The following is an 11541-nucleotide window of genomic DNA, read 5'->3' on the forward strand; positions in this document are numbered from 1 at the left end:
TTTTCCGCCAGATAACCCGAGAGCGCGGCCACGATACCGCGAGCGGTGGGGCAGGTTACGGTCAGGACGAAATTCATGAGTAGATTCCTGAAACGTTGATGCGGACAGGCGGTATCACCGCCTTTCGCGGGTTCCAATCGGTCAGTGTTGAAGCTTGATCACGGCGGCAGAGCCGTAGCCGGACTGGCAAATGATATGGCTCTGTCAGCGCGGAGCATCAGACGTCGAGCGTCGTCTGATGCTCCCAGGCAGTGAACTGAGAGCAATAGGCGTTCCACTCGCCATGCCTGAGCTTGAGATAAGCGGCAGAAAAAGCGTGCCCCAAGGCGGTCTGCAAATCCTCATCCTTCTCGTAGGCACGCAACGCATCGAGCAGGTTGAGTGGCAGACGCGGGGCATCCTTCACCAGATGGCCATCGCGATACATGTCGATGTCGTGATGCGGGCCCGGATCTGCATTGCTTTTCAGGCCACTCAGACCAGCCGCAATGATGATCGCCTGCAGCAGATAGGGGTTGACCGCTCCATCCGGCAGGCGCAGCTCGAAGCGGCCGGGACCAGGCACGCGCACCATATGGGTGCGATTATTGCCGGTCCAGGTCACCGTGTTCGGAGCCCAGGTGGCGCCGGAGACGGTACGCGGGGCGTTGATGCGCTTGTAGGAGTTAACAGTCGGGTTGGTGATCGCGGCAAGCGCGGAGGCATGTTTCATGATGCCGCCGAGGAAGGTCTTGCCCTTCTCCGAAAGGCCGAACGGCATGTCTTTATCGGCGAAAGCGTTGACTCTGCCCTCAAGATCCCAGACCGAGATATGCGCGTGGCAGCCATTCCCGGTCAGACCCTTGAAGGGTTTCGGCATGAAGGTGGCGCGAAGGCCATGCTTCTCCGCAACGGACTTCACCATAAACTTGAAGAAGGAATGCTTGTCAGCCGTCTGGAGGGCGTCGTCATATTCCCAGTTCATCTCGAACTGGCCGTTCGCATCCTCGTGATCGTTCTGATAAGGCTTCCAGCCGAGCTCCAGCATGTAGTCGCAAATCTCCGCGATCACATCGTAGCGGCGCATCAGAGCCTGCTGGTCGTAACAGGGCTTTTCGGCGGTATCGAATCCATCCGAGATCTTCTCGCCATCGGCAGAAATCAGGAAGAATTCTGGTTCGACGCCGGTCTTGACCCGCAGACCATGCTCGACAGCCTCCGCCACAAGCTTCTTCAAGACCACGCGCGGCGCCTGCTCAACTGGTTTGTCGTCCATCACGCAGTCGGCCGCAACCCAGGCGACGTCCTTCTTCCAAGGCAGCTGGATGACCGAAGAGGCGTCTGGAATGGCGAAAAGGTCGGGATGAGCCGGTGTCAGATCGAGCCAGGTAGCGAAGCCCGCAAAGCCGGCGCCGTCCTTTTGCATATCAGCGATTGCCTGCGCTGGCACCAGTTTGGCGCGTTGAGCGCTGAAGAGGTCCGTATAGCTGATCATGAAGTATTTGATGCCGCGCTCGGCGGCGAAGCTTGCGAGATCCTGTGTCACGTCGTTCCCCTGTTTTTATGGATTGAGACACATTGGTTGGAAGAAAATCGCCGCATCCGTGGGAGTCGGATGCGGCCATCAGGTTTTAGAAGCCTCCTTTGCCGGGATACCAACTGGTGCCAGCGAGCGGCACTTGCGCCATGGCGGCGGCCTCCATTGTCAGCGCGCAGAGGTCTTCCGGCTCAAGGTTGTGCAGCTTGTTCTTGCCGCAAGCGCGCGCAATCGTCTGGGCCTCCAGCGTCATGACTTTGAGATAGTTGGCAAGTCGGCGTCCCGCGGCGATCGGGTCGAGGCGAGCGGCGAGGTCCGGATCCTGCGTGGTAATGCCTGCCGGATCCTTGCCTTCGTGCCAGTCGTCATAGGCACCGGCCGTTGTGCCCAGCTTCTGGTATTCCTCTTCCCATCTTGGATCATTGTCGCCGATCGCGACCAGGGCAGCCGTGCCAATTGCCACTGCGTCCGCACCGAGCGCCAGCGCCTTCGCCACATCGGCGCCGGAGCGGATGCCGCCCGAGATGATCAACTGCACCTTGCGATGCATGCCAAGATCCTGCAATGCCTGGACGGCCGGGCGAATACACGCAAGCGTCGGCATGCCGACATTTTCGATGAAGACGTCCTGGGTCGCAGCCGTTCCACCCTGCATCCCGTCGAGAACGACCACATCAGCACCCGCTTTCACCGCAAGGGCCGTATCGTAATAGGGGCGTGCGCCGCCAACCTTCACATAGATCGGCTTCTCCCAGTCGGTGATCTCCCGCAGTTCGAGGATCTTGATTTCGAGATCATCGGGGCCGGTCCAGTCGGGATGACGACAGGCGGAGCGTTGGTCGATGCCCTTGGGCAGATTGCGCATCTGGGCCACACGGTCGGAGATCTTCTGGCCGAGCAACATGCCGCCGCCGCCGGGCTTCGCCCCTTGGCCAACCACCACTTCAATTGCATCGGCGCGGCGCAGGTCTTTCGGGTTCATGCCATAGCGCGAGGGCAGATACTGATAAACGAGCGTCTGGCTGTGGCCGCGCTCCTCGTCCGTCATCCCTCCGTCGCCGGTGGTGGTCGAGGTCCCGGCGATCGTGGCACCACGGCCAAGCGCTTCCTTGGCATTACCGGACAGTGCACCAAAGGACATGCCTGCAATGGTGATCGGGGTCTTCAGGTGAATCGGCTTCCTGGCAAAGCGTGTACCGAGCACGACGGAGGTGTCGCACTTCTCGCGATAGCCTTCGAGCGGATAACGCGAAATCGATGCACCGAGGAAGAGCAGGTCGTCGAAATGCGGAACCTTACGCTTCGTGCCGCCGCCCCGGATGTCGTAGATACCGGTTGCCGCTGCACGGCGGATCTCCGCCAGCGTATGGTCGTCAAAGGTGGCGGACTTGCGCGGCGGGGTAAACGGGTTGTGGTAGCTCATGGCTTTTCCTCGCCTCAATACGCGTCGGCATTGTCGATGTTGAAGTTGTAGAGCTTGCGGGCCGAACCATACCGTTTGAACTCTTCCGGCTTAACGTCGGTAATCCCAGCCTTACCCAACAGCTCCGCGAGTTTTGCGAGATGTTCGGGACGCATTTCCTTTTCGATGCAATCAGCGCCGAGGCTTTTCACCGAGCCGCGCACGAAAAGCTTCGCTTCGTAGAGGCTGTCGCCCAATGCCTCACCGGCATCGCCACAGACGACGAGGTGGCCGGATTGCCCCATGAAGGCCGACATATGGCCAATCGAGCCTTTGACGACGATATCGATGCCCTTCATCGAGATGCCGCAACGGGACGCAGCATTTCCCTTGATGACGAGTAGGCCGCCACGGCCGGTGGCGCCGGCATATTGCGAGGCATCGCCCTCGATGATCACGGTGCCGGACATCATGTTTTCTGCCACACCAGGTCCGACAGAACCGTGCACGGTGACCGTGCCGCCGTCGTTCATGCCAGCGCAGTAATAGCCAACCGAGCCTTTGATCTCGACCACAACAGACGTATCGATACCCACGGCAACCGCATGGTGGCCGCGCGGATTGACGACTTCGAACGCGGTATCATTTGCGCCAGCGCCGAGTGTGTGCAGGGCGCTGTTGAGCTCCCGCAAGGGGGTTTGGGAGAGATCGAAGACGGGCATGGTGACAGCTTTCGTATCGTGAGGACCGGACGTCAGGCGGCTTTTTCGTGATCCCAGAAGTAGACGGTTGCCGGTTCAGGCTCCCATACGCGGGCAGTTTCGATACCGGGTAGGTTGACCAGCGCGCGGTACTCGGAGCCGAAGGCGACATACTGGTCGGTCTCGGCCATGACGGCGGGCTTGCAGGCGATTGGATCGCGGACAACACCAAAGCCGGACTTAGTTCCAACGACGAATGTGAAAAATCCGTCGAGATCATCCAGTGCACCAGTCAGAGCCTGTCGGAGATCCTTGCCCTTTGCCATTTCGGCAGTGAGATAGGCAGCGGCGACCTCGCTGTCGTTCTGGGTTTCGAAGGTCATGCCTTCGCGCACAAGTTCGCGGCGTAGATTGTTGTGGTTCGACAGCGAACCGTTATGCACTAGGCATTGGTCGGCACCGGTAGAGAAAGGATGGGCGCCGAACGTCGTGACGGCGCTCTCGGTCGCCATACGGGTATGACCAATGCCGTGCGTTCCGCCCATGGAACGGACGTCGAAGCGGGAGACGACATCCTTTGGCAGGCCGATTTCCTTGAAGATCTCGACGCTTTCGCCGGATCCCATGATGCGGATGTTGGGGCGAATATCGCACAGGATTGCACGGATTTCGCCAAGCTTGGACGCCGCGATCTCGATGACCGCATGCGTGCTCTTGATCGTAACGGCAGCGTCAATGTCGGCTGTCGCCAGATCGGAGCCAAGGTCTGTGAAATCGCTGGCCGGATCAGCAGACTGGACCGTCAACTTGGCCTTACCGGCGGTCGTGCCACCATAGATCGCGATGCCGGCGGAATCCGGTCCGCGGTCGGTCATGGTAATCAGCATATCCGACAGCAGATCTCCCAGACGGGGTTCCAGCGCCTTGTCCTTCAGGAACAATCCCACAATGCCGCACATGAACCTGATCTCCATTTTCGTTGGAGATAGACTTAGCAGCGGCACATCTCAAAATCAATCCAAAAGAATAAATTTTTCCTTTAAGGCAACTATCGCTGCTGCGGATAGGATATGATCGACAGATAGCGCGCAGGCAATTTGACCAGTTCTTCGGGCCCATGTGGGGCATCGGCATCGAAGAAGAGGCTATCGCCGGCTTCCATGTGGTAAAGGCTGTCTCCATGCCGGTACACCACCTCGCCCTCCAACATGTAGAGGAACTCCATGCCCTCGTGCTGAAAGGTCGGAAAGATGTCGGAAGAGGCATTGAGCGTGATCAGGTAGGGTTCGACGATCACGCCGGACGTATTGTTCTCGATGTGCCCCAGCAGACTGTAGTGGTGGCCGGCGCGGGTCCCACGGCGTTCGATATTGACGCCCTCACCGGCCTTGACGAAGCTCGCAGACTTCGGCTCCTCGAAGCCCCGAAAAAAGGCCGTCAGCGGAACGCCGAGCGCCTTGGAAAGAGCCTGCAAGGTAGTGAGCGAAGGCGAAATGTTGCCGTTCTCAATCTTCGACAGCATACCGACGGACATGCCGGTGGCTTGGGCCAGATCGGCAACGGTGATGCCCAGCTTCTTGCGATAGGTCCTCACCTCATGGCCGATAGCCATTTCCAAATTGTTGGCGCGAGGCTCGCGAACGGCATGTGGATCCTGGGCAAGCAGCACTTTTTCAGGGTTGGCCGTTTGTTTCCCACTCTTCGCCATCTCGCCTCTTCCTCTCAATTACGAGCCGCATGGTCAAGCCATACGCTTGTTTGCTCTAGCGGATTTTGGCGTGAGGCCAAAATGGTCTTTGAAGGCGCGGGAGAAATGCGAGGCGCTCGAAAAGCCGGTGGCGAAAGCAAGTTCCGACAGAGATAGCGGGCTCTGCTCCAGCAGGCGCCGGGCATGATCAAGCCGGATGCGCCGGTATGTTTCATGAAAACTCACTCCCAGATGCTTGGCGAACAACCGGTCGAGATGCCGGGAACTGACGGATGCAAGCCGCGCCATGCTGCGCCGATCAAGCGGCTGCTCGACGGTCGCCTCCATCTTTTCTAGCACGGTGATCAGCGTGGGGTGATGGGTCCCAAAACGTTCGCTCGACGAGCCTCTCTGTGGCGCGGTTGGTTCGGCAATGGCTGTATGCAGATACCAGTCGCTGACACGGCGCGCAAAAGCTGCGCCCATCCGGCTGGCGATCACGGCATGCATCAGGTCGAGCGGCGCCACACCACCGCCGCAAGTTACCCGGTCACCATCGATGACGTAACGGGCCTGACGCGGCGAAAGATGCGGAAAGGCTTCTTTTAAGGCCGGCGCATGTTCCCAGTGAATGGTAAAGTCGCGACCATCGAGCAATCCGGCACCGGCCAAAATGAAGGAGCCACTGGATATACCGCCGATCCGCACGCCCTGACGGGCGAGGCGCCGTAGCACCGGCTGAAGAGCCGCCAAGCCGGTCCAGTCCTCGGGGTTGCCGCCCGCGACAACGAAAACGGTATGGCAGAGCGCACCGGCAGCGGCGAAATCCTGGCAGGGAAACTCGAACCCCGAGGACGATGGAATCGGATTGCCGCCGATGGACAGAGGAACCACCTCATAGAGCGCGGTCTGCGCAATCAGATTTGCGGCCCTAAGCGGCTCCGTCGCGGAGGCGTAAGACATCAGTGCAAAATTCGAGACCAGCAGGAAGCCATAGCGCTGGGTTTGCGAAGTGGAGACCATCATGTCTCCAATTTAGCGAAAAATGGCTCGTCTGTGCAATTTAAGTTTTCAGTCAGCTCCTAAGCTGGGCGCAGTTCATGAAACGGGCGAATGCGGATGCGATATTCGGCACTTTCGATCTTTCTCAACGGGCTCTTCGGCAACCGCAATTGGGCAGCCCACTGGCGCCAGCCGGAGCCGAAGGCGCATTACGACGTAATCATTGTTGGCGGCGGCGGCCACGGATTGGCAACGGCCTATTACCTGTCGAAGACATTCGGGATCCGCAACATCGCCGTGGTCGAGAAGGGCTATATCGGTTCGGGCAATGTGGGCCGGAACACCACGATCATCCGTTCCAACTATCTGCTGCCGGGCAACAACCCTTTCTACGAGTTCTCGATGAAACTATGGGAGGGCCTGGAGCAGGACTTCAACTTCAACGCCATGGTCTCACAACGCGGCGTGCTCAATCTGTTTCACTCGGATGCGCAACGCGACGCCTATACCAGACGCGGCAATGCGATGCGGCTGCATGGCGTGGATGCGGAGCTTCTGGACCGTGAGGCGGTGTGCGCGATGCTGCCCTTCTTCGACTACGACAATGCCCGCTTCCCTATCCAGGGCGGTCTTCTACAGCGGCGCGGCGGCACGGTGCGCCACGATGCCGTGGCCTGGGGTTATGCGCGCGGTGCCGACAGCCATGGCGTCGACATTCTGCAGAATTGCGAGGTCACCGGCATCCGCCGCGAGGGTGGAAAAGCTGTCGGTGTCGAAACGACGCGTGGTTTCATCGGTTGCGGCAAGCTTGCGCTGGCAGCGGCTGGCAATTCCTCCCAGGTCGTAGGGATGGCGGGACTAAAACTGCCGATCGAGAGCCACGTGCTGCAGGCTTTCGTCTCGGAAGGGCTCAAGCCCTTCATCGACAGCGTCGTCACCTTCGGTGCCGGACATTTTTACGTCTCACAATCCGACAAGGGCGGGCTCGTGTTCGGCGGCGATATCGACGGCTACAACTCCTATGCCCAGCGCGGAAATCTGGCCACGGTCGAACATGTCGCCGAGGCTGGTAAAGCCATGATCCCCGCCCTCTCCCGTATCCGGGTGTTGCGCTCATGGGGTGGCATCATGGACATGTCCATGGATGGGTCGCCGATCATCGACCGCGTCCATCTCGATAATCTCTATCTGAATGCCGGCTGGTGCTATGGCGGCTTCAAGGCGACGCCGGCCTCCGGATATTGCTTTGCCCATCTGATCGCAAAGGGCGAACCACATGAAACCGCGAAAGCCTTCCGGCTGGACCGCTTCCAGCGTGGCTATCTGATCGACGAGAAGGGCCAGGGGGCCCAGCCGAACCTGCACTGAGTTTTCAAAGAGCAAAACGACCATGGCCAGCCGTATACCCTGCCCCCATTGCGGGCTACGCCCCAAGGAAGAGTTCACTGTGAAGGGAGCTGCCCTGCAGCGCCCAGAAGCCGAAGCCGGTGCGCAGGCATGGCACGACTACGTCTATCTGCGGGACAACCCGAGGGGCGCCTATGAGGAATACTGGCACCACACATCCGGCTGCCGTCGCTGGCTGGTCGTTGCACGCAACACGGTTACCCACGAGGTGGCGTCCTGCCGGGACGCGGCAGAGGTCAAGGCGGTGACAGCATGAGCTCGTATCGACTTGAAAAAGGCGGCCAGATCGACCGAACGGTGCCGCTCAACTTCACATTCGACGGACGCGCCATGCGCGGCTTCAGGGGCGACACGCTGGCCTCGGCGCTTCTGGCGAATGGCAGGCAACTCGTCGGACGTAGCTTCAAGTATCATCGTCCGCGCGGCGTCTTGACGGCGGGTGCCGCCGAGCCGAACGCCCTGATGACCATCGGCAGCGGTGGGCGAACTGAACCGAACAGCCGTGCGCCGATGCAGGAACTCTATGATGGGCTGGAGGCCCGTAGCCAGAACCGATGGCCGTCCCTCGACCACGACATCGGCGCCATCAATGGACTGTTGTCGCCCTTCCTCTCGGCGGGCTTCTACTACAAGACCTTCATGTGGCCCGCGAAGTTTTGGGAGAAGCTCTATGAACCCGTGATCCGCAAGGCGGCGGGTCTCGGCCGTGCGACCCACGAAGCCGATCCCGATGCCTATGAAAAATGCTGGGCTCATTGTGACCTTCTTGTCGTTGGTGGCGGGGCTGCTGGACTGGCGGCCGCGCTCACCGCTGGCCGAACTGGTACACGCGTCATCCTAGCTGATGAGAACGCAACGCCCGGCGGCTTCCTCTTGAGTGAAACCGCGACCCTTGGCGGGCAAACGGCTGCCGCCTATGTCGCGAACATCCTCGCCGAGCTTGGCTCGCTGGACAATGTAACGTTGATGCCCCGGACCACGGTGTTCGGCTGGTATGACGGCCAGGTTTTCGGTGCCGTCGAGCGCGTACAGAAGCATGTCGCCTCGCCGGATGCGAACCAGCCGATCGAGCGGCTGTGGCGGATTGCGGCACGAAAAGCCGTTCTCGCTACGGGATCGGAGGAGCGGCCACTCGTTTTCGGCGGCAATGATGTCCCGGGCGTGATGATGGCCGGTGCCATGCGCACCTATCTGAATCGCCATGCCGTCGCACCGGGCAGGAAGACAGCGATATTCACGACCAACGACAGCGGTTACGCCCTAGCATCGGATTTGGAAAAGGCTGGTATCGAGGTCGCGGCGATCATTGACAGCCGCCGGGATGCCGGGTTCGACTTTGCTGGCAACGCACACGTTATCCGGGGCGGGTTCGTCTCGAATGTGCTTGGTCGAAGCAAGGTCGAAGGCATCGAGATCTGGCGGGAGGGCCAGAGCGAGCGGATAGCCGTAGATAATCTCGCGATGTCAGGCGGTTTCTCCCCCGTAATCCACCTCGCATGCCATCGCGGCGGCAAGCCTCGTTGGTCAAATGAGCACGCCGCTTTCCTCGTGCCGGATGGGCTAAAGGATCTGCATGTCGCTGGTGCAGCCGCTGGAGTATGGGGCATCAATCCTGCCATGCGGTCCGGCTGCGAGGTATCAGTCGCCGCGCTTGCCGAACTTGGCATCTCTGCCTCGCCCTGCAATATTCCGGAAATCGAGGGGGCAGTCGCATCCTTGTCGGCTCAACCGCTCTGGTGCATTCCCGGTATCAGAGCCAAGGCCTTCGTCGACTTCCAGAACGATGTGCATCTTAAGGACCTTGGGCTTGCAGTACAGGAAGGCTATGGGCATGTGGAGCTCGCCAAGCGCTACACCACGAATGGCATGGCAACCGATCAGGGCAAGCTGTCCAACGTCAACGCAATCGGCCTGCTGGCCGAAGCAAGACGCATATCCCCCGCCGATGTCGGCACCACGACATTCCGGCCATTTTACACACCCGTCTCCTTTGGAGCCCTTGCCGGGGCGGCCGTCGGCAAGCACTTCCAGCCCGTCCGCAAATCGCCCCTGCATGACTGGGCGGCCCGCCGGGGCGCAACCTTTGTCGAGGCAGGCCTCTGGTACCGCTCGAGCTGGTTTCCGCTGCCGGGCGAAACACACTGGCGGCAAAGCGTCGATCGGGAGGTCAGGACCGTCAGGCAGAATGTCGGGCTTTGCGACGTCTCCACGCTCGGCAAGATCGAGATCTGCGGGGCGGATGCCGCCGAATTCCTCAACCGCGTCTACTGTAACGGCTTCCTCAAGCTACCGGTCGGCAAGGCCCGTTATGGTCTTATGCTGCGCGAAGACGGCTTCATCTATGACGACGGCACGACCAGCCGGATCGACGAGAACCGCTACGTCATGACCACGACGACAGCCTATGCAGCCGGCGTCATGAACCATCTCGAATTCTGTGCCCAGGCAGTCTGGCCCGAACTCGACGTCCGGCTGGCCTCCGTGACCGACCAATGGGCGCAAATGGCCATAGCCGGACCGAAGGCCCGTACCGTTCTCCAGCAACTCGTCGACGAGGACATCTCGAACGAAGCCTTCCCCTACCTCGCGGCAAGGGAGGTCTCGCTGTTGGGTGGGCGCTTGAGGGGGCGACTGTTTCGTATCTCGTTTTCTGGCGAGCTAGCCTATGAGCTTGCGGTTCCAGCCGATTGCGGCGAGAGCGTCGCCGATGCGATCATGCTTGCCGGAAAGGTGCACGGCATCTGCGCATATGGCGTCGAGGCACTCTCGGTCTTGCGGATCGAGAAAGGTCACGTCACGCACAACGAGATCAACGGTACCGTCGTCCCGGCCGATCTCGGAATGGAAAAGATGGTTTCCCCGACAAAGCCCGATTTCATCGGTAAGCACATGGTTCACCGCGAGGGCCTCGTCGATCCCGACCGTCTGCAGCTCGTCGGTGTGGTGCCAATCGATCCCGCCCACAGCTTCCGCACCGGCGCCCATATCCTGCAGAAGGATGCTGCCGCCACACTGGAAAACGACGAGGGTTATGTGTCCTCGAGTTGCTTCTCCCCGCATGTAGGCTCGACCATTGGGCTGGCCCTGGTGAAGCGCGGAGCCTCCCGCCATGGCGAAGAGGTCCAGATCTGGAACGGCCTGCGCAACGAGTTCGCGATGGGGCGACTGGTCAGCCCCGTCTTTGTTGACCCCCGCAGCGAGAAACTTCATGTCTGAACAGACCGCTTCCATGGATCTCAGAAAGTCCACCAGCATAGAACGCCGCGCGCCGGTCGAAAAGCGTGACCGCACTCTGGACGACGGGACCCGGATGACCCTTCGAACGGGCGGCGCGCTGGTACAATTGCTGTCGCGTCCCGGCTCCGTTGATGAAGCATGGCTCAGGCAAAGCATCGACGTGAGCTCACCAGTCGATCTCCGTCACTTCAGCCCCGGCCAGTGGCTTCTGGTCTCGAACAATCCGCTGGACCAAACTGCGATTGCCCATGAGCTTCGCGATACCGTCGACCTCGTCGACCAGAGCCACGGCCGGGTTCGACTAGAACTCGCGGGCCCAAACGTTCAAGCCATGCTGGGATATGCGACGGGGCTCGATCTTCACTCCGGTCTGAAAGCATCCACCATGACGCTGTTCGGCCATATCGGAGTTCACCTCACCAGTATAGGCCCCGATGTGTACGAACTCATCGTCCTGCGAAGCTTCGTGGAAAGTCTTGTCGAAGAGATCGAACGGATGTGCCGCATGCCTCAGAGGCTGCCTCAAAAAGAGGTGGGTGATTTCAAGAGGTTATGATTCCTTCGGATTTGCGAGATTCGATGGAGTTCA

Annotated in this window: 10 protein-coding genes; 4 read left to right on the forward strand and 6 right to left on the reverse strand. The window is 60.1% G+C overall.

Features of this window, described 5'->3' with window-relative positions; genetic code table 11:
• Nucleotides 1-217 precede the first annotated feature (217 nt).
• From glnT to MUU53_RS22340, 6 genes are all read right to left on the reverse strand, one after another.
• Nucleotides 218-1525, reverse strand: a complete 1308-nt coding sequence (glnT, locus tag MUU53_RS22315; RefSeq protein ID WP_247262812.1) for a type III glutamate--ammonia ligase — start codon at nucleotides 1523-1525, stop codon at nucleotides 218-220.
• An 85-nt stretch (nucleotides 1526-1610) separates the two neighbouring features.
• Complete coding sequence (locus MUU53_RS22320) at nucleotides 1611-2939, reverse strand: FMN-binding glutamate synthase family protein (protein WP_247262813.1); 1329 nt, start codon at nucleotides 2937-2939, stop codon at nucleotides 1611-1613.
• A 14-nt stretch (nucleotides 2940-2953) separates the two neighbouring features.
• Nucleotides 2954-3640 (reverse strand): GXGXG domain-containing protein, encoded by a 687-nt coding sequence (locus tag MUU53_RS22325; protein ID WP_247262814.1) that lies wholly within the window; start codon nucleotides 3638-3640, stop codon nucleotides 2954-2956.
• Between the two features lie 32 nt (nucleotides 3641-3672).
• The gene (locus tag MUU53_RS22330; protein ID WP_247262815.1) at nucleotides 3673-4578 is read right to left on the reverse strand and encodes a class II glutamine amidotransferase; all 906 of its coding nucleotides are present in this window, start codon (nucleotides 4576-4578) and stop codon (nucleotides 3673-3675) included.
• A gap of 89 nt (nucleotides 4579-4667) precedes the next feature.
• Nucleotides 4668-5327, reverse strand: a complete 660-nt coding sequence (locus MUU53_RS22335) for a helix-turn-helix domain-containing protein (protein ID WP_247262816.1) — start codon at nucleotides 5325-5327, stop codon at nucleotides 4668-4670.
• Between the two features lie 33 nt (nucleotides 5328-5360).
• Nucleotides 5361-6332 carry a GlxA family transcriptional regulator gene (locus MUU53_RS22340; RefSeq protein ID WP_377307224.1) on the reverse strand — a complete coding sequence of 324 codons (972 nt, stop codon included), beginning with the start codon at nucleotides 6330-6332 and terminating at the stop codon, nucleotides 5361-5363.
• A 93-nt stretch (nucleotides 6333-6425) separates the two neighbouring features.
• On the opposite strand from MUU53_RS22340, the gene MUU53_RS22345 reads away from it, so the two are divergent.
• Genes MUU53_RS22345 through MUU53_RS22360 form a run of 4 tightly spaced genes read left to right on the forward strand, consistent with a single transcriptional unit; the run spans nucleotide 6426 to nucleotide 11508 of the window.
• Nucleotides 6426-7676: a sarcosine oxidase subunit beta family protein gene (locus tag MUU53_RS22345; protein ID WP_247262821.1), complete on the forward strand. Its 1251-nt coding sequence runs from the start codon at nucleotides 6426-6428 to the stop codon at nucleotides 7674-7676.
• 22 nt (nucleotides 7677-7698) lie between these two features.
• Nucleotides 7699-7971 (forward strand): sarcosine oxidase subunit delta, encoded by a 273-nt coding sequence (locus tag MUU53_RS22350; protein WP_247262817.1) that lies wholly within the window; start codon nucleotides 7699-7701, stop codon nucleotides 7969-7971.
• Nucleotides 7968-10931 (forward strand): sarcosine oxidase subunit alpha family protein, encoded by a 2964-nt coding sequence (locus MUU53_RS22355; RefSeq protein ID WP_247262818.1) that lies wholly within the window; start codon nucleotides 7968-7970, stop codon nucleotides 10929-10931. The genes MUU53_RS22350 and MUU53_RS22355 overlap by 4 nt, the downstream gene beginning before the upstream one ends.
• Nucleotides 10924-11508, forward strand: coding sequence for a sarcosine oxidase subunit gamma family protein (locus MUU53_RS22360; RefSeq protein ID WP_247262819.1), 585 nt, complete (start codon nucleotides 10924-10926; stop codon nucleotides 11506-11508). Before MUU53_RS22355 ends, MUU53_RS22360 begins: the two co-directional genes overlap by 8 nt.
• Nucleotides 11509-11541: the final 33 nt, after the last annotated feature.

Source organism: Affinirhizobium lemnae (assembly GCF_022968395.1).
Taxonomy (GTDB): domain Bacteria; phylum Pseudomonadota; class Alphaproteobacteria; order Rhizobiales; family Rhizobiaceae; genus Neorhizobium; species Neorhizobium lemnae.

Coding starts and splice junctions, on each gene's coding strand:
- MUU53_RS22320 (WP_247262813.1), bottom strand. CDS start 2,939: ATGAGCTACCACAACCCGTTTACCCCGCCGCGCAAGTCCGCCACCTTT.
- MUU53_RS22325 (WP_247262814.1), bottom strand. CDS start 3,640: ATGCCCGTCTTCGATCTCTCCCAAACCCCCTTGCGGGAGCTCAACAGC.
- MUU53_RS22330 (WP_247262815.1), bottom strand. CDS start 4,578: ATGTGCGGCATTGTGGGATTGTTCCTGAAGGACAAGGCGCTGGAACCC.
- MUU53_RS22335 (WP_247262816.1), bottom strand. CDS start 5,327: ATGGCGAAGAGTGGGAAACAAACGGCCAACCCTGAAAAAGTGCTGCTT.
- MUU53_RS22340 (WP_377307224.1), bottom strand. CDS start 6,332: ATGATGGTCTCCACTTCGCAAACCCAGCGCTATGGCTTCCTGCTGGTC.
- MUU53_RS22345 (WP_247262821.1), top strand. CDS start 6,426: ATGCGATATTCGGCACTTTCGATCTTTCTCAACGGGCTCTTCGGCAAC.
- MUU53_RS22350 (WP_247262817.1), top strand. CDS start 7,699: ATGGCCAGCCGTATACCCTGCCCCCATTGCGGGCTACGCCCCAAGGAA.
- MUU53_RS22355 (WP_247262818.1), top strand. CDS start 7,968: ATGAGCTCGTATCGACTTGAAAAAGGCGGCCAGATCGACCGAACGGTG.
- MUU53_RS22360 (WP_247262819.1), top strand. CDS start 10,924: ATGTCTGAACAGACCGCTTCCATGGATCTCAGAAAGTCCACCAGCATA.